The 17,309-nt window shown below is 34.7% G+C and carries 17 protein-coding genes and 1 pseudogene; 12 read left to right on the forward strand and 6 right to left on the reverse strand.

What is annotated here, in order from left to right; all coding sequences use genetic code 11:
• The first annotated feature begins 14 nt into the window (after positions 1-14).
• The 8 genes from IPH52_15735 (at position 15) to IPH52_15770 (ending at position 7,573) form a co-directional block, all read left to right on the forward strand.
• The gene (locus tag IPH52_15735) at positions 15-545 is read left to right on the forward strand and encodes a hypothetical protein (GenBank protein MBK7056463.1); all 531 of its coding nucleotides are present in this window, start codon (positions 15-17) and stop codon (positions 543-545) included.
• Between the two features lie 253 nt (positions 546-798).
• Positions 799-1,539, forward strand: coding sequence for a hypothetical protein (locus tag IPH52_15740; protein ID MBK7056464.1), 741 nt, complete (start codon positions 799-801; stop codon positions 1,537-1,539).
• 473 nt (positions 1,540-2,012) lie between these two features.
• On the forward strand, positions 2,013-2,852 hold the full coding sequence (locus IPH52_15745) for a metallophosphoesterase (GenBank protein ID MBK7056465.1): 840 nt from the start codon (positions 2,013-2,015) through the stop codon (positions 2,850-2,852).
• Entirely contained in the window at positions 2,845-3,732 is an 888-nt protein-coding gene (locus IPH52_15750; GenBank protein MBK7056466.1) for a hypothetical protein, read from the forward strand. Before IPH52_15745 ends, IPH52_15750 begins: the two co-directional genes overlap by 8 nt.
• A gap of 511 nt (positions 3,733-4,243) precedes the next feature.
• The gene (locus IPH52_15755; GenBank protein MBK7056467.1) at positions 4,244-5,242 is read left to right on the forward strand and encodes a hypothetical protein; all 999 of its coding nucleotides are present in this window, start codon (positions 4,244-4,246) and stop codon (positions 5,240-5,242) included.
• Between the two features lie 302 nt (positions 5,243-5,544).
• Complete coding sequence (locus tag IPH52_15760; protein ID MBK7056468.1) at positions 5,545-6,153, forward strand: hypothetical protein; 609 nt, start codon at positions 5,545-5,547, stop codon at positions 6,151-6,153.
• 308 nt (positions 6,154-6,461) lie between these two features.
• Positions 6,462-7,028, forward strand: a complete 567-nt coding sequence (locus IPH52_15765; GenBank protein ID MBK7056469.1) for a metallophosphoesterase — start codon at positions 6,462-6,464, stop codon at positions 7,026-7,028.
• An 83-nt stretch (positions 7,029-7,111) separates the two neighbouring features.
• Positions 7,112-7,573: a hypothetical protein gene (locus tag IPH52_15770; GenBank protein ID MBK7056470.1), complete on the forward strand. Its 462-nt coding sequence runs from the start codon at positions 7,112-7,114 to the stop codon at positions 7,571-7,573.
• 85 nt (positions 7,574-7,658) lie between these two features.
• On the opposite strand, the gene radA is transcribed toward IPH52_15770, so the two are convergent.
• Positions 7,659-9,020, reverse strand: coding sequence for a DNA repair protein RadA (gene radA / locus IPH52_15775; GenBank protein ID MBK7056471.1), 1,362 nt, complete (start codon positions 9,018-9,020; stop codon positions 7,659-7,661).
• Positions 9,017-9,655: a ribonuclease D gene (locus tag IPH52_15780; protein ID MBK7056472.1), complete on the reverse strand. Its 639-nt coding sequence runs from the start codon at positions 9,653-9,655 to the stop codon at positions 9,017-9,019. Before IPH52_15780 ends, radA begins: the two co-directional genes overlap by 4 nt.
• Before the next feature lie 73 nt (positions 9,656-9,728).
• Here IPH52_15780 and IPH52_15785 point away from each other — a divergent pair, with 73 nt between their 5' ends.
• The 3 genes and pseudogenes from IPH52_15785 (at position 9,729) to IPH52_15795 (ending at position 12,797) form a co-directional block, all read left to right on the forward strand.
• Positions 9,729-11,639 carry an alpha-galactosidase gene (locus IPH52_15785; GenBank protein MBK7056473.1) on the forward strand — a complete coding sequence of 637 codons (1,911 nt, stop codon included), beginning with the start codon at positions 9,729-9,731 and terminating at the stop codon, positions 11,637-11,639.
• A 58-nt stretch (positions 11,640-11,697) separates the two neighbouring features.
• The gene (locus tag IPH52_15790; GenBank protein MBK7056474.1) at positions 11,698-12,171 is read left to right on the forward strand and encodes a putative lipoprotein; all 474 of its coding nucleotides are present in this window, start codon (positions 11,698-11,700) and stop codon (positions 12,169-12,171) included.
• Between the two features lie 347 nt (positions 12,172-12,518).
• Positions 12,519-12,797: pseudogene (locus tag IPH52_15795) on the forward strand (hypothetical protein).
• Between the two features lie 416 nt (positions 12,798-13,213).
• Here the strand turns inward: IPH52_15795 and IPH52_15800 are convergent.
• The 4 genes from IPH52_15800 to IPH52_15815 are packed head-to-tail and all read right to left on the reverse strand — an operon-like array spanning position 13,214 to position 17,001.
• Positions 13,214-13,810: a YihA family ribosome biogenesis GTP-binding protein gene (locus IPH52_15800; protein MBK7056475.1), complete on the reverse strand. Its 597-nt coding sequence runs from the start codon at positions 13,808-13,810 to the stop codon at positions 13,214-13,216.
• A complete protein-coding gene (gene tilS, locus IPH52_15805) occupies positions 13,797-14,783 on the reverse strand; it encodes a tRNA lysidine(34) synthetase TilS (protein MBK7056476.1) in 987 nt (328 codons plus the stop codon). The genes IPH52_15800 and tilS overlap by 14 nt, the downstream gene beginning before the upstream one ends.
• Positions 14,759-15,067 (reverse strand): arginosuccinate synthase, encoded by a 309-nt coding sequence (locus IPH52_15810; protein MBK7056477.1) that lies wholly within the window; start codon positions 15,065-15,067, stop codon positions 14,759-14,761. The genes tilS and IPH52_15810 overlap by 25 nt, the downstream gene beginning before the upstream one ends.
• Complete coding sequence (locus IPH52_15815) at positions 15,064-17,001, reverse strand: PP2C family protein-serine/threonine phosphatase (protein ID MBK7056478.1); 1,938 nt, start codon at positions 16,999-17,001, stop codon at positions 15,064-15,066. The genes IPH52_15810 and IPH52_15815 overlap by 4 nt, the downstream gene beginning before the upstream one ends.
• A 150-nt stretch (positions 17,002-17,151) precedes the next feature.
• Here IPH52_15815 and IPH52_15820 point away from each other — a divergent pair, with 150 nt between their 5' ends.
• Entirely contained in the window at positions 17,152-17,304 is a 153-nt protein-coding gene (locus IPH52_15820; GenBank protein ID MBK7056479.1) for a hypothetical protein, read from the forward strand.
• Positions 17,305-17,309: the final 5 nt, after the last annotated feature.

A 17,309-nucleotide genomic window follows, 5' to 3' on the forward strand; every position in this document is an offset into this window, starting at 1 on the left:
ATCGGAAGAAGACAATGAAAAGTAGCCAAATTAATTTTTACTTAACACCCAATGATGCAGAAGCAATTAACGCTTACATTCATAGTAACGGTTGGCTAATCATAAGCCAACCAATGAGGGAAAATAAATTGGAGTTCGTAGATTCTATCTTGGATAGAGTGCGCGAAGGAAAAGAAATTCAGAGTTTTAAATATTTGGTTCGGAAAGAAGACCAAGATTTGGTAATTATTAAACATGTTCCAACACAAAATCATTATTTAATAGATAGTAGCAATTCTCCTGTGGTAGAATTTTGGTATCCTCCACAGAATGAGAAGAATGTAATTCGAAGAGGTCGCGTTTATTACGCAAAGGATTATCTTGACAAAGCAGCAAAGACCGAGCCTCTAAAAAATCCAGAGTTTCTAAAAAATGCCGATGACTTCTTTAAATGGATTCGCAAGAATTTTAAGAATGCAAAACTTCCAGGTTACGAAGGTTTGCTTGTTTCAGAAAATGCTGCCAAGTGGGTAAAGGAAACAGGTGGCGAGTTAGTTTTGAATTAGAGCTGGTAGTTTTTTGTAACAACTAAAACACCCGGCTAGCCACAAAAATCTAGCCTTACATTTTCCAAAAGGCTAACCAGTTTGCCGCAAACTATGAATGAATACCTCCAAAAAAAATAAAAAATTTATAACAAAATAAATTAATCTTTAGTCTAAAAAAACTAAACTCAAAAAAGAATTGGAGAAGATGAATCATGAAAATATTCTCAGGAGGGGTAACGGCTCATTAGTAATACTCTAAAGGAGATTACGAATGAGAAAAGATTATCCAAAAATTAGATTTGTGCGTAGTGGGGTTATAAAGTCCTTTAAGCAAACACTTAAAGGGAGAGAGGAAAGTTATCATTATCCTCCAAAGAAGAGAGGCTTCTATGCTTTTCCAAAAGGATTTGTAGAATACTTTCTTGTTTCGAATCGAGAGCCCTATCATATCACTCAAAAGTCAGTATGGCTCAGAGATGAAAACGGGGAACGATTCAAAGTAGAGGGCAATTTTAAGCCTTCTGAATATTATCGAGGCGAACAGGTTCTTTGCGATCATTGGGTTAGCAAAGAAGTTTTAAGGCAACTAAAGAGAAAAGGGCTCAAAAAGAATTGGGTTGATATTGCTCAGCCGTTAGAAGATTCTTTTGTCGGTCTTTTTAGAAAACTAGCACACGTTCCTTACGATGATATTCGTCTTTGTTATTTCAAGCCACTAAAGACATTTCGGCACTTTGGTTATGTATGGAGTCATCTTCATACGTTTGAAGGTTTTCCTGAAAGCCTGCGAAGGAAAAACTGGATCAAAGGAACTTGGATTAAACTTAGCTACGGCAACTATTGCTTTGCCTTTCATAAAGTGACTAAGGCTTTAAAGGAAGAACTTTGGAAGGAAAAGCATAAAGTTGGTAGCTTTGATTTCCAAGAATACCTTTGCTGGAATCGAAAGAATTGGAAGACAAGGCTTAACAAAGATTGTTTAGAAGTGTTTATCGAAGAAAGAAGAGGATAACAAGAATTTAAAAATAGGTAGACTATGCGTTAGTCTATCTATTCTTTATCGATGGTCGTTTTGTAGAAGAATTTTTATAACTCACCTTACGCAATGGGTTTTTTGATGAAATAGATAATATTAGATAACTCTAATAAACCAATAGCCTGCGGCAGCAAACCCACCGTTAGGTGAGTTAAGAAGGATTTTTGTTCTGTAATTCTTGACAAGAAAAGTAAGTCAATAAATTATGTAAAAAAAGGAGAACAAAGCTATGAAAGAATGTTGTATCAATTCGAATAATTCAATCTGTTTTTGTTCTCTACCTGTCTCTATAAACTATCTCTTTAACTAGATTTAGATTTTCCAAGAAACACCAAAAGAACCAACGCACGATTGACTATTAGGCTAACTATGCATTTTTATTTTATGAATTGAAATGCACGGACAGCAGATTGATTACTTTCTTTCTTTCATTAAATCAGGAGGATACCATGAACCAGAAACTAATAATAATTGGCGATACACACGGAAATTATGAAGTCATTGAAAAGATATTTCAAAAAGAAAATGCGTTAGGCGGAGTAGTCGCCATTTTACATGCAGGAGATATTGGTGTATATGATGAAAATTCTATTGGTGTTTTAGATGAGGTTACTTGTAAGTATACAGGAAGACTTACTGAGCGCGAAATCAAATTAATCATTCGGCACAATAACCCTGTAGGAGAGTTTTTACCGTATATTAAAGGAGAAAAAAAGTTTCCTGTCCCTTTTTATAATATTGAAGGAAATCATGAAGATTTTGATTTGTATGATGAACTATTAGATGGTAAAGTGAAAGTGGAAAACTTTATCCCTTTGCATCCGAGTAAGGTTTATGAAATAGAATTCGGAAAGCAGAGACTAAAAATTGCAGGTTTAGGAAAGATATTTCCCCGTCCTGGAAGTGATAAGATAGGTCCCCTGCATATCAGAGACAAAGATTTCGACCTAATTAAGAGAACGCTAAGTAAAGGAGTTGATATATTTTTACTTCATGAACCAATATATCTTTCTAGACAAAAAGAATATCAAGGATGGATGTCTTTTGGCAGTCCGAGGATAACAAAACTTATTCGGGAGTCTCGTCCTTCTAAAGTTTTTATCGGACATATGCACTTTGAATATTTTAATATATTAGGAAATTCTAATATATATGGATTAGGATATGGAGTAGTAGGACGTTATGCGGTAATTAATACTGATCTTTCTGTAGAATTTAAATCTGTAAAGGATGACCCTATAAAATTAACGGAAGTGAAAATGGGAATTGAGGCAAATATATATGGATGATTTCTACAAAAGATTATATGACGCAAAAGAAGAACATCAGCTAGAATTTACTAAACTAAGTTCAAAATTACTTAGCAATAGAATCAGGTTTCTAGTTGATCGACTGGACGACTATTCGTTCGTGGAATATGAAAACCTTATGTCTACGGTAAGTGGTAAATTATCACAAGCACAAAAAATTGATGAAACACAAAAATCAGTAAAGGTTCTTAGGTTTTATCAAATCATATCTCAAAATATCGGATTTTTAGAAGGCAAACCGGAATTCATGCAGCGTATTTTTGATTCGGCATTTTTAGAACACATAACTGATGTTAAAGAACTCTATATGAATTGGAAATATGATACTACTTACGAAGATCTAATGAAACAAGTGAATTCTCAAATGGTGAAATTAGAGGATTTTCCATATTTTTTAATAAAGTTAGACAAAATTTTTTATTTAAAAAGTGATTGGGCTGAATTTCCAGAAAATTTATCCAGACATATATGGAAAATTAAAAAGATTATTTATAAGTCCTTAAAACTGAGTATGATAGAAAATATAAAATATTTTTACAGCGAATCCAACAAGTTTTTTGGAAAATGGAGAAAAAGAAATATTCGGTTTTATCCCGATACGGATAATCTGCGAACCATTACAATTATTTTATTCCACTGCTCTTTTAGCGATAACTGCGATACATATGAGACCAAGAATGCCTTGGACAATGTTTTAGAAAGGACTTTTGCGAAAAACCCCAAAAGACTCTTAAAACTTTCCCCCATTGACCTGGAATTTGTGCTAAAAGAAATAAGGGAAGGAATGGAGATTCCTGAAATGGAAGAGCTAATTCAGAAAGCCTTATTTAGCAAATCGTATAGGAATTACTATTTTTAGATTTTCTTATATAATTTGGCTTTTTCTATCTTGCGCTAAGAGAAAGGTCTTTTCATTTCTGAGACAAATAAATAAAAGCCTTTCTTTGGTGGTGTTTAAGAGGTTCAACTTCTAAGTATACTCACTTGATCCCAATCAATATGAACCTTTTTTTCTCCTTCCATTCTTTCCGCCTCCAGCCGTAGTATCCGTATGTAACAGTTGCGACCTTAATCAACATGAATATTTTCAAAAGAATCTTGGTTTAAAAACTTGTCAATCTCATTGAAAAATAAAACTCTTACAGCAAACAAAAACTTTACTATTAAGTTTAACAACCTATTCCTTATTAAAACCATTTAGTCCAAATAGTAAATATAGCCTCCGATAAAGTATCTCAGAAAGAAAAAGATTTGTATTTAAACGCAAAAAAGGAAAAAGCTTGACCTCAATAAAATGAGGTTTTAAAAATTAGATAGAAAAATCTGGAAAATCGTCAAAATCATTCAGACTCCGAACAATAAAAAAGCCTATGTTTCTACAAAACCTTACCCCAGACGATCTAGGAAGTCTTCGAATTCTATCCAACGAATCGAAAGCGTTCAAAGAATACTTTAATTCATTGTTACAGATTTTCATTTTACCAGAAAAAGAAAATTTAACGAAGATGGAGATGCAAAAGAAACTAGAGGCATTAATCCCTTCGAATTTTATAATATCAGACAAAAAGAAATTAAATTCAATAATAAAGGCTATCATCGATTATCCACAAGAACTATTAAACTTGGGCTTTATTATATTGAGTTTTAGACAGGAATTTAGAAATTACCTTGATAAATTCATTTCAAACTATAATTCGAAAAAGGATGCAAAAGTATGGAAGGAAATTAGCAATTTTATAAATAAAGAACTTAGCCCGAAACATTTTACAAAAGCACTCAATGGTTCTAGAAATATAATTTACCTGATTGACTTTCCAAAAGAATTTAATTTGTCAATCGGAATCAGAAAAAGGTTAAGCGCGATCGAAAAACATAGAGTTCTAATTAAAACACCCAATTTTCTGTTTAAGGATGATTTGCCTCAATTTAGATTTTCCGACCAGATGACACTTCATGAAAAACTATTCCACTTATCGAATAAAGAGCGAGATGTAAATGCAGATGTTGCGAAACTTCCCTTTCCTTTGTTTACAGATGAAAATAATACTTACCAGGTGATGGAGTTTGTGCAGAATCCGACATTGTGGGAGTATCGTGTGGAAAATAAAGTTGAGTTAGGCGATATACGTAGAGCAGTTATTGAAGGGAAACTTAAATCTACATTTGCATTCTGGAACGATATTAAATTTAAACATAACGATTTACATTCGAATAATATTCTAATAGATCCAGATACCAAGCAGCTAACAGTGATTGACTTTGATCTGAGTCAATTTTGTGATTCACAAAAAAAGTTCGACGAGCCTTATACTATTTCAGTGGGCAATAAGGTATATACCGCACAGAAGGATAGGGATATTGAATTTTAAAATTTGATTCAATTATTTTTAGTAGTCCTTGACATTTAAGTATAGTTAAAAAATCATATTCCAAAAGGAGAACAGAACGTATGACAGATTATAATTGTATTCAGTCCGATATTTTTACAGGTTTTGTTCTCGAAACTTGCCTTTAAGGTAAGTCTCTTTTAAAGTAAGACTTTTCTATTCACGAAATCCTTACCTTCCAAAATCTATCAAAAATAATCATTCAAAAAGAACGAATCATTTCCATTAGGATAGGTTTGTTCAGACTGAACTTTTATAATCCAATCATTTGCCTGATTAGAAAAATGCTTAAATTAGACAAAAATTTCGTCGCACTTGATTTAGAACTTAACAATGGTCCTAATAATTCAACGCCGAATCCCAAAATAATTCAAGTAGGAATTGCCATTGGAAATATTGCACAAGATCCAAAAGAATATCTTACTGTGAAATGGTATCTTGATCCAGAAGAAAAAATTTTTCCGAACATTGTAGAATTAACTGGAATCACAGATGAGGATATTCGTTCTTATGCGGTATCACATAAAACAGTTGCGGATGAATTGTCTGAATTATTGCAGGCAAAAGACGTTATGAAAAATTCTATTGTATGGGGTGCTGGAGACGCAGATTGTTTAGTAGATGAGTTTAATGATCGGAGTTTAATTTTTAATTCTTTTAGCAGAAGGAGTATTGATGTGAGTAATATATATATGTATTTAATGTTAGCCGCTAAAAAAAGTCCCTTTGCAGGATTAAAATCCGCTATGGCAGAGTTTAAAATAAATTTTGTAGGCACGGCGCATAGAGCAGATGTAGACGCATTTAATACATTGGCTTTCTTTTTTTCTTTAGTCAGACGACAAACAGAATTAGAAAGCTTTCTGAACATTGCCAAAAGTATTAAACGGTGAAAAGGATAGCCTTTCAAAATATTTATTCTTGTAATTCTTGACAACAAAAGTAAGTCAATAAATTATGAAAAAAAGGAGAACAAAGCTATGAAAGAATGTTGTTTCAATTCGAATAATTCAATCTGTTTTTGTTCTCTACCTGTCTCTATAAACTAAGTCATTAACTGGATTTAGATTTTCCAAGAAACACCAAAAGAACCAACGCACGATTGACTATTAGGCTAACTATGCATTTCTATTTTATAAATTGAAATGCACGGATAGCAGTGTTGTTACAATTACTTCTATCATTCCTTTAGGAGGTTAACATGAACCAGAAAATAATTATTGTCGGTGATACACACGGAAATTTTGAGATCATTGAAGAAATATTTCAAAAAGAAAATGCGTCAGGCGAAGTAGTCGCCATTTTACATGCAGGAGATATTGGTGTATATGATGAAAATTCCATTGGTGTTTTAGATGAGGCTACTGGTAAGTATTCGGGAAGAATGTCACAGAAGGAAATTAAAAATATTCTCCGACATAATGACCCAATAGGAGAATTTCTACCTTACCTAAAAGGAGAGAAGAAATTTTCTGTTCCAGTATACAATATTGCGGGGAATCACGAAGACTTTGACTTATATGATGATCTACTAGAAGACAGAATAAAGGTTGAAAACTTTATCCCTTTAAAACAAAATCAAGTGCATACAATAGACTTTGCAAAGCAAAAGTTAAAGATTGCAGGTCTTGGGAAGATTTTTCCTCGCTCTGAAACTTCTAGATTCGGGCGACAGCATATTTCAGAAGAAGAATATTCTAGAAGTAGGAAAACTCTTAGCTCTAATAAGGTTGATTTTTTTTTCTCTTGCATGAGCCTCCTTATTTAGCGAAACAAAATGAGAGCAGTAAATGGATGTCCTTTGGTAGTCTGAGGATAACAGAACTTATTCGGGATGCACGACCATCTAAAGTGTTTATCGGCCATATGCATTTCGAGTATTCCTATAGTTTAGGTCAATCGGAACTATTCGGACTTGGCTATGGAGTAGTGGGACGTTATGCGGTAATTGATTCCAAACTTGAAGTTAAATATTCTGCATTGGAAGAGACTACAATAAAAATTCATCCTATTCGAGTAGGAAATGAGGCGTATTATCTAAATGAAATTAGGAAGAAAGAAGTGCAAGAGCAAAGACTAGAAGAGAAAAGAATCCGGCATGAAATGAAGAAAAGTCCTTATGATATGAATTGGTTAAAAACAATTTTCCCGATTCAAATTAAGAGTAAGGAGGATAAGAAAGGTTATGCGCCTTTGTTTTTAGAAATTAGCAGGATGTTTTTTAGTAAGAAATCAGAAGAAGAAATTATACAATTTACAAAAAATTGGATGGAGAGACATTATGAAATTTATTCACTTAACTACACGAAATAAATTAGACAGTATAAAGAAAAAAGGACTCCGAACGTATGGGAAAAATGGACAAATGAAACCCAAAAAATAATGGCGAAGTAAATTCTTAAAACAATTTTTCTAATTCCCTTACTGTTTCGATTCCGATTAGTTCCATCTTGAGATCTTTGTCTTCTACTTCTAAGATATTTCCTTTGGGTAGGATAAGATGGGTTATCCCGATACTGGCAAGTTCTTTTAGGCGGATATGGATATGACTGACAGATCTAACTTCGCCGGAAAGACCGACTTCCCCAATGACCGCATAACTCTTCTTAGCCGTTTTCTCGATATAACTAGAAACGATAGAAGCGCAGATTGCAAGATCAAGAGCAGGCTCGTCAATGTTAAGCCCGCCTGCAAGGTTACAAAAGATATCGCATTCTACCATTTTGAGACCCATGAATTTTTCTAAGACAGCGGCTAGTAGAACCAAGCGCTTATTATCTAAACCTTCTGCTGTTCTGCGTGCCTGGGAATAAGAAGAGCGGCTCACTAGAGCTTGCACTTCAACGGATAAAGCACGGCTTCCTTCCATGACGACAGAGATAATAGAGCCTGTTCTATTTTCATGATTGGAAGAAATAAAAAGATTGTGTTTGTCTTTTACCTCGGTGAGTCCGGTAGAGCGCATTTCGAAGACAGCTATATCGCCTACCGCACCAAAACGATTCTTGATTCCACGCAGGAGTCGGTAGTAATTGAGCTTATCGCTTTCAAAATAAAGAACAGTGTCTACAATATGCTCTAGAACTTTGGGTCCTGCGATGCTTCCTTCTTTTGTTATATGACCGATTAAGAAAATGGGAATGTTTGTTTTCTTTGCAGTCTCAAGAAGTATTTGCGAGCATTCTCTTAGTTGTGTTACAGTTCCTGCTCCATTTGGTAGGGACTCTCTTGTGATTGTTTGAATGGAATCAATGAAGGCTACACCCGGTTCTTCGCTTGCGATCATGCTTGCGATATTGTCTACGTAGATTTCGGAGGAGATAAAAATATTCTTAGAGTCGATGCCCATTCGTTTGGCACGAAGACTGATTTGACCTGCGGATTCCTCTCCCGAAACATAAAGGACTTTTTTATTCTTAGCAAGGCTCTTTGACATTTCTAAGATTAATGTTGATTTGCCTACACCGGGTTCTCCACCGATAAGAGTCATACTGCCCGGAACAATTCCGCCACCTAGCACATGATCTAATTCACTAAACCCTGTGGGTATACGCCTGTAATCCTCTTCATTGATATCAGAAATTGGTTTTGGTTTGGTATACTTCTCCAATTTATTCTTGGTGATAGTCTTTCCAAACCTCTCCTGTCCTGTTTCTTCAACGATTGTATTCCATTCTCCACAGGACTCGCATTTTCCAGCCCAGCGTGAATAATCCTGTCCGCAGGATTGACAAATAAAAAGTTTACTCGGTTTTTTCAATGCTCTAAAATATCTCTCAGCTCAAGGTAATCTAATTCAATTAGAGTAGGGAGGAACGCAAAGCATTTTTCTGCTAGGTCTAGTCTATTTTCGCGGATTAGAATTTCTGTCAGTTGGAATTCGAGTGAAATTAAATATCGAACATCTTCTGCGGCATAATCCAATTGGTCTTTGGAGAGAATCTTTTTTCCCCAGTCGCTCGATTGATTTTTTTTGTCTATGTTTACATCAAAGAATTCGCGGATGAGCTCTTTGAGTCCATGCTTGTCAGTGTAAGTGCGAGCAAGTTTACTTGCAATCTTAGTGCAGAAGACTCCCTGTAGTTTGATTCCTAGAAATGCTTTTAAGAATTGCATATCCATTCTTGCAAAATGAAAAATCTTTGTGATTTCAGGATTTTCAAAGAGTTTTTGTAGTCTTGGAGCCTCTTTTTGGTCTGGTAGGATTTGAATTAAGCTAAATCGGTTGCTAGAATCACAAATTTGAACTAGGCAGAGTCTGTCTCTTCTGGGATTGAGACCCATCATCTCGCAGTCAATTGCTAGATGAGTATCTTTAGAATACGCTTCGAAGTATTCTTCGTCTATATCAGATTGAAAAACTTTTGGTTTTATGGTTGAAGGTTTTGGTTGCATAATTTGTAAATACTTAAAGCTCTTTTTTATTGAATGAATTTATCGTTTAATTAATACATACTTATAGGACAAAATGAATAAAGCCACTTTAAAATATAAAATTTTTAACAAAACATATTTTTCCGAGTTCCGAAAGCATTCAGAGAACAAATACCTGAGTCAGGACAATTTGTTCGAGTTAAAGTTTACTCGAAAAAAAGATAAAGCGGGGAATTTACTTTTTTCAGGAAGTTTATCCTGGATTGAGCATCAACGTCCATCCATTGGGCTCTTTATCTTAGATCTCAAGGTAGAGTTAGATATTATTGAGCCGATTGCCAATTTAAAAATTTTACAACATGGATACCAGTCTTGGAGTTTTACTTCCTCTTATGGATCAGAGCAAAAAGATGTATCGCCTAAGCTTCTTAAATTTCTAAGATACGGACAGGAAAATATCTACACAGATCATCCCGGCAAGGCTGGAGACTTTATTAGTGAAGGATTACTCTTAGCTCATTCTAAGACAGAGAACCGAGGATTTATTCTCGGTGTAAATGATGTAGGAAATCAGAATACTAAGTTTCAAATTTTATGGGATAAACAGCGAATAACCTCTTTAGCGGTTATTTATGATTTTTATTGCACGCCTGAGTTTAAGATTAATTCACCGGTTGAATTAACACAAGTTAAATACGAAGCATTCAGTGAAACTGCACCCGAACTTATCTTAGAAGAGTATGGAGTCAATTTAGGAAAAAAATACAAAGTAAAACCTTCCGAAGAAGATGTTCCTACGGGTTGGTGTTCCTGGTATTATTATTACACAAATATCTCAGAAGAAATTATACTTTCTAATCTTCATGAAGTAAAAAACCGCAAATTACCTGTAGAGTTTTTTCAAATTGATGATGGCTACCAAAATGAAATCGGGGACTGGACTGTGGTAAATGAGAAGTTTCCGCGCGGGGTTCGTTTTCTCGCTGAGGAGATTAAAAAACAAGATTTAAGACCGGGAATTTGGTTAGCTCCCTTTCTTGTCAGAAAGAAAAGCTCTTTCTTTACATTGTATCCAGAAGCAGTTCTAAAAGACGCGAAAGGCAATCCTGTTCCAGCTATATGGAATCCTCTCTGGGGATTAGATTATACTTATACCCTTGACGTGACTCATCCAAAATCAATTGAATTTTTAGAAACTCTATTTCAAACATTCACTCGTGATTATGGATACAATTATCTAAAGCTTGATTTTTTATTTTCTGCTTCCTTACCGGGAGTGCCGTATAACAAGCGTTTAACTCCTGCGGAACGATATAGACAAGCACTGGAATTGATTCGTAAGGTGGTTGGTAAGAATACGTTTCTACTTGGCTGTGGTGCGCCGCTGATTCCTTCGATTGGAATTTTTGATGGAATGAGAATTGGATGTGATGTTACTCCTTTCTGGTATCCAGAAATCAAACGTAGACTTCTAAGTGACAAACATGCATTATCCACTGAGAAGGGATTAATCAATACAATCAATAGAAGTTTTATGCATAGAAATTGGTGGCTCAATGATCCAGATTGCTTGATTGTTAGAAAAGAAAAGAACAAGATGAATCCAGCGCAAACCATTCTCATGGCAACTGTAATGGCGATGAGCGGGGGGATACTCCTTGTTAGTGACAACTTGGTTACCATTGAACAAGATCGAATTGAAATCTTAGAAAAGACTCTACAGCTAAGTAAGCTTTGTCAGGGAAAAAGATCTATTCCTCTCGGAATGTTTGGGGGAAGTTTTCCGCGGGGATTTATCAACGAAGCCGGATTCTTTGCCGTATGGAATCCGAGCGAAAAAGACGAATGGATAGAGCTAGATATTCCAATTAAAATTAAATTAAACGATACAAATGATTATTGGACAAAAGAAAAAATCTACAGTCTTGAAATAGATAACACTCTTAGAAAAATTAAAGTAATGTTAAAACCATTCCAAGCAATCGTGATTGGAATAAAAAATTAGATTGCAAGCTGGTTTATTTGTAAGTTAGTGTTTGAAAAAGGTTAATAAGGAGATCATTATGAAATTAAATTTGTTACTGACCGCAAGTCTTTTGTTTTTATTCAACTGTCAGATATTTGAATCAGTTGGGTCTATTTCTACTTCTGTCACAGGAGTTTCTACCTCTTTGAATTCTATTTCCAAGTTGTCTGATTCCGTGCAAAGTATTTCTGGTTCCCTTCAGTCTATCAGTGGCTCAAGCTCAGGCGGGGGCAAGGCACAGTTGCAAGTCTATAAAATGGACATTCGGGATTTAACAGCCATTTACTACAAGAATGGATTTGACAAAGAATACAACACTGACCTAGCCCAAGTCGCCCGCAAAAACGGAATCCTAAATTGGGAATCGGATCCTACTACCTATGTAGGCATCGGAGAAGGTTTAAAGAAAGCGCAAGTCAATGACCAAGAGTTCCAAGCTTTCTTAGGTAAAATAGATTCTAATCGTAAAGAGCTAAGAGCACGTTTAACAGAAGGCTATACTTCTTTATAAGTTCTTTAACCGCGAAGGGCACGAAGATCACGAAGGGATTTTGGAATGAAATCCTGTCTTTTCTTCGCGTTCTTCGCGTTCTTCGTGCCCTTCGTGGTTAACTCTTTTTTCTTAAGCTGACAGCTTTACTTCGAAACCTAAAGGTGACCCAAGACCACTGCAAGCCAGTAATCTTCACAGAGTCTAAACTACAAACCATCTAATGAGTCATAATCTGCCTTTAATTTAATCTTTCTGATTAAAAATTCTACTCTGCCATAAATTTACTTGCTTTTTTATAAAAGTCCTGTAATATGCAATAAAAAAGTCTATTCAAATGAAAAAAAACGTTCGAGGATATTATTATGATGACTACAGGGATAACTTCTAATTATCAAAGTCAATTGTCCTCTCAGAAACCGAGAGAGAATGACATAATACAATACATTGGGCACGGGCGAGTCGAAAGCTCACCTTCTAGCACATCTATTATGCATGTAATCTCGCATGAGCTAGATCATGTTGCCGAATTCAAATCACAAGCAATACGAGATAAAGCAGAAATTCGAAGTCTTGATATGAAAATCGACTACGAATACCGCAAAGGCAAATTAGTTGCTGTAGGCGGAGAAACTTCTGTCATTACCGAAGCAAAGCAGCAAACTTCCAAGCGAGCTGTTCCTGCACTACGCGATGACGCTGTCGATTTTAACGCAGTAAGAAAGTCCGAAAATTCAAATGACGGTCTTACAATGCAAGAAAGCAAGTTAAAGGATAAGCTCGAACAAATCGAAACAGAAATCGATTTATCTCTTAAAAAAACTTATTATAGTAATCCTAACTTTAAGACTCCTTCTGATATTAAAGATGAAGCAAGAGAGCAAGAGTTACGGGAAACTAAAAGTCGCATCACTGTCCAATTAGATGAGCTAAAAAATAAAGAATTCGTTGAGAAATCTAAGTCTTTTATGAATACGATTTTGAAATTGCAAAGTAATTTTAGAGATACACTTGTGAAGCTTGGTCTTATGCAAGCGACAGGGCATACCCTAGATACAGTGGCTTAGAACTCCGTTAATAGATTACGTAGTTCCAATATTCCCATTTTTGTCTTTGTCGAAGTCAGGAAGATAGGTAGCTCAGGGAATTCCTGCTCTAAAAAATTCGTTTCCTTTTTTAATCTAGCTTTGTCTTTTTGATTTAGTTTATCTACTTTGGTTCTTACTAGAACTGGTTTAATCTCTTTTTCAAATGCAGTTTCGATTAAGACTTTTTCTTCTTCTGGAAGGTCTCTTGCCGCATCACATAGAACAAATAGAATTTTTAAAGTTTGAACATGGTTTAAGTATCCATTTACAATGTCTATTAACTCATCTCGCTTATCATTAGAAGCTTTTGCATAACCAAATCCGGGTAAGTCAACTAAGAAGTAATGATTGTTTAATAAGAAATAATTGATGAGACGCGTCTTACCGGGAGTAGCCGATACTCTTGCGATTTCTTTTCTTTCTAGTATTGCATTGAGTAAACTAGATTTGCCCGCATTTGATCTTCCACAAAAAGCAATCTGTGGCATAGTAGGATTTTCTGGAATCTTTTTCCAATCTGCATGAGAGGAGTGAAAAGAAGAGGAGTGTATAACAAAATTACCTGTGCTCATAAAATAAGTCTCCTATAAAATCCCTCATTCTGTCATCCCATAAACTGAATAAAATGATTGATGCTTGATTTTCTTTAAATAGAATCGGGATGAATTCTCGAACTGGAATTGGAATTTGCTTTTCGCGTAAAATCTCGGATATGGCAAAATGCTTACCATTCTTAGCGATTTTTAACCCATTTGTATACGAGCCAATTTTAAATTCAATGCTTACTTCCTTCGAGTTACCATTCCAATGTAGAATTTGTTTATCCTCACTTGTTTCAAATACCGCTTCCTTCAATGTATTTGAATTTTTGGGAATTAGAAATAAATCACTCTTCGAACTCTTCGAGAGGATGACTTCTCTATTTTCTATTAAGAAGGAAGTTTGTTTTTCTAATTCCTTTTTTACTTCCAAAAGAATGCTCCTAGTAAATGGATGAATTTTTAAGAGAGAGGCATAGACATCTAGAATTTGTTTTAAATTTCCGAGATTAATTTTACTTAAGCTCAAACTATCAATTCTTAAATAAGAAGCGATTTGTTTTTCATTGACTGATTCTCCTAAGTCTAAGAGAATCTCTTCGGTATTATGAAAGTTTTCATAGACTTTGTTTGTATTCATTCCTTCTTCTTTCAAGAAAGGAAGAATTTTCTTTCTAATTCTATTTCGTAGAAATTTATCACTATCGTTTGATTCATCTTCAAATACATTCCAGCCTTCTTCTTTTAAAATGGAATTCATTTCTAGTTCTGTAAAGACTAAGAGTGGTCTAAAGATTCCATCTTTGTAGATAGGAATTGCGTTTAAAGAGGAGTAACCTCCACCACGTATTAAGTTAATGAAAACTGTTTCTATATAATCGTCAATATGATGTCCTGTTGTTATATAGCCATTAGCCTCTCTAGTAATTTTCTTTAATAGCTTATAGCGAAAGAGTCTTCCTGTTTCTTCTAAGCTTTTTTTTAGTCGTTTAGAAAGTTCTGGAATGTTTTTTTTTTAGTAATGGTTTTCGTAGAGAGTCTTTTCATTTCCGATCTAATTTCTTCTTCTTGCAAAGAGTTATTTCGAATACAGTGATCTAAATGAAATAGAATCGGTTCCGGGAAATGCTTTGTGTTAGATAAGTATTTAAAGAAATGAACGAGTAGGGTAGAGTCTTTGCCTCCAGAAAAAGCGATTACAGGAGTTTTGCTTTGAAGAAGTGAATGATAGGGCTTTAATCTTTCATAGACAGATTGAAATAAAAAAATAGTATTCTCTTTGAAACTCATACATGCCTCTTAATGATTAGCATTGTGATATCATCGTGTTGTGACGTAACATTAACAGAAAAATCTTTCAGGTCTTTGTAAATTCCATCTAAGATTTCTGCGGGCCTTTTTTTATTGTGCTTTTTAAAGGAAGCTATCAGACCAATTTCTTCTAGTTGGTCTCCGCGAGTATTCATAGATTCAGTAACTCCATCTGTATAAAGTAAAATAGAATCTCCAATGTCCATTTCAATTTTTCCTTCAGAATAAAACTCGCTGATATCAGGCATGATTCCAAGCACTGTTCCGCCTGTAAAAATTATATCAATTGTATTTGTTTTAGCTCGATAGACTAAAACATTTCCATGACCACTTCCGCAGTATTCAAATTCATTGGAGTCTAAAGCCCATTTTAGGAGGGTCAATGACATAAACCGCATGGTAGCTGCATTGCGAGAATTATAATAGAGATAAGAGTTTAATTCTGTAACGATTTCTTTTAGTTTACTCAAACGTCTGATTACTGAATGAATAATAGTGCGAGCGGTTACCATTACCATACCGGCAGGAAGTCCTTTCCCTGATACATCACCGATTGCGAATAACGTTTCATTTTGATCGGGAGATACAAGAATATCGTAATAATCCCCTCCTATTTCGCGAGCTGGAACCATGAGTCCTGCAAATTCATATCTCGGATGAAGAGGCATTTCACGGGGAAGCAGATTTTGCTGAATTTCTTTTGCAATTTCTACTTCTTTTTCGAGTCTCTCCTGCTTTGCCATTTTATGATATAAAAATGCATTGTCGATTGTAATCTTGACTAATTCGGAATATGCGGCGAGCACTTCCACTTCATCGGGAGTAAATAAAATCGTAGAGTATCTTCCCAGAAGAAAAACATAATCATTTACTTCGAGAGTAAAGGAGGGTAAATTTAATATTTGTTTGCCGGTGAAGCCAAGTTTTTTAAATAGAGGCTGACTATCCGTGGACAGCAAAGTAGGAACCTGTTTGTTAAAGAAAGACTTGTATTCTTCGTAGTTTTCAACTACAATTGAATCCTGACTGAGATCTAATGAGTCGATAGTTCTGATTAATTTATGCGATGTAATTACTTTAAATTTTCGATTATAAATAAAAAGAACATTTATATCGGTATCAACTAGTCCAGAGATAGTAAGAAGCGACATCTTTATAATTTCTAAAGTATTATTCAAGTAGTGCTTATTCAGTGTTAGCCCCGAAGAATGCAGATTTACAAATTGTCTATATTTTGTATTTGACTTATTGAAGATAATCGTATGGTAAAGTGCTACAGCTATTTGATTGGAAACTAATTGATAGATTTCACTTTGCTGAAATTTTTCTTCTGCTGTATTCAAGTCATTGAAGTCAAAGACGATGATGCCTAGTGCAGTCGATTTATAAATAATTGGAATTAAAATTTGACAGACGGTATCCCCTGTGATCTTTTTATATGTGGTATCAAACTGATTATCCTCAGAAAATTGACGCAATACTGGTTTTTGTTTTTTTGCACATTCAGAGAATGGATGCGAAGAGTCTTGAGAGCTTGTTTTTAATTTTGTAATTACGGAAGATGTCAAAGGACTTCCCATGTATTTTTCAAATTTAAAAAATTGATTCACGGGTTCATGAACCAAAAAGCCAGATTTTTCTATGCCGAATTTAGTTCTAAATATGGAAAGTGTTTTATCACAAAGCTGGTGAAGATTTAAGTTAGAATCGAAAATACTAATAAACTCGGTGATTAGATTTGCATACTCGCTCACCAATTGAGCCTTGGAAAATCTTTGTGATTTTCTTTTTTCAAGAATCCATTCGTTTCCACAAGTAATACAGTTAAATACACCATTGGTAGTTACTCCATCGGGTGTCTTCTCTTGATTGCAAAGAATGCATATGGATGCTGTATTATCTAAATCTTTCATTTCAAATTTTAACTTTCTATACTACTAGGGATGCCTAAAAAAATCATCTTACTACTAGTCAGAATTAATTTGCAAGTAATACTTTTTTTGCGATGAAATAAAAACGTTACTGCCACAGAGTCACAGAGATTGTTATTGAGATAGCTAAAATTGAAATTAAATGTAGCTACTCAGCTATGGATTTTAAATTCACCCGGTGCCGACAAGATTTACACAGAGAGAAATAAAGAGGGAAGTAGTGCCTTTGCAAAACTTCCCAATGTTAAATTAGGATACAATGTATCCGTAATTGTATCGCACTAATCTAA

It is taken from the genome of Leptospiraceae bacterium, assembly GCA_016708435.1.
Taxonomy (GTDB): domain Bacteria; phylum Spirochaetota; class Leptospiria; order Leptospirales; family Leptospiraceae; genus UBA2033.

Bases quoted from the DNA above. Each gene is read 5' to 3' on its own strand.
- IPH52_15735 (MBK7056463.1), top strand. From the start codon at position 15: ATGAAAAGTAGCCAAATTAATTTTTACTTAACACCCAATGATGCAGAA.
- IPH52_15740 (MBK7056464.1), top strand. From the start codon at position 799: ATGAGAAAAGATTATCCAAAAATTAGATTTGTGCGTAGTGGGGTTATA.
- IPH52_15745 (MBK7056465.1), top strand. From the start codon at position 2,013: ATGAACCAGAAACTAATAATAATTGGCGATACACACGGAAATTATGAA.
- IPH52_15750 (MBK7056466.1), top strand. From the start codon at position 2,845: ATGGATGATTTCTACAAAAGATTATATGACGCAAAAGAAGAACATCAG.
- IPH52_15755 (MBK7056467.1), top strand. From the start codon at position 4,244: ATGTTTCTACAAAACCTTACCCCAGACGATCTAGGAAGTCTTCGAATT.
- IPH52_15760 (MBK7056468.1), top strand. From the start codon at position 5,545: ATGCTTAAATTAGACAAAAATTTCGTCGCACTTGATTTAGAACTTAAC.
- IPH52_15765 (MBK7056469.1), top strand. From the start codon at position 6,462: ATGAACCAGAAAATAATTATTGTCGGTGATACACACGGAAATTTTGAG.
- IPH52_15780 (MBK7056472.1), bottom strand. From the start codon at position 9,655: ATGCAACCAAAACCTTCAACCATAAAACCAAAAGTTTTTCAATCTGAT.
- IPH52_15785 (MBK7056473.1), top strand. From the start codon at position 9,729: ATGAATAAAGCCACTTTAAAATATAAAATTTTTAACAAAACATATTTT.
- IPH52_15790 (MBK7056474.1), top strand. From the start codon at position 11,698: ATGAAATTAAATTTGTTACTGACCGCAAGTCTTTTGTTTTTATTCAAC.
- IPH52_15800 (MBK7056475.1), bottom strand. From the start codon at position 13,810: ATGAGCACAGGTAATTTTGTTATACACTCCTCTTCTTTTCACTCCTCT.
- IPH52_15810 (MBK7056477.1), bottom strand. From the start codon at position 15,067: ATGAGTTTCAAAGAGAATACTATTTTTTTATTTCAATCTGTCTATGAA.
- IPH52_15815 (MBK7056478.1), bottom strand. From the start codon at position 17,001: ATGAAAGATTTAGATAATACAGCATCCATATGCATTCTTTGCAATCAA.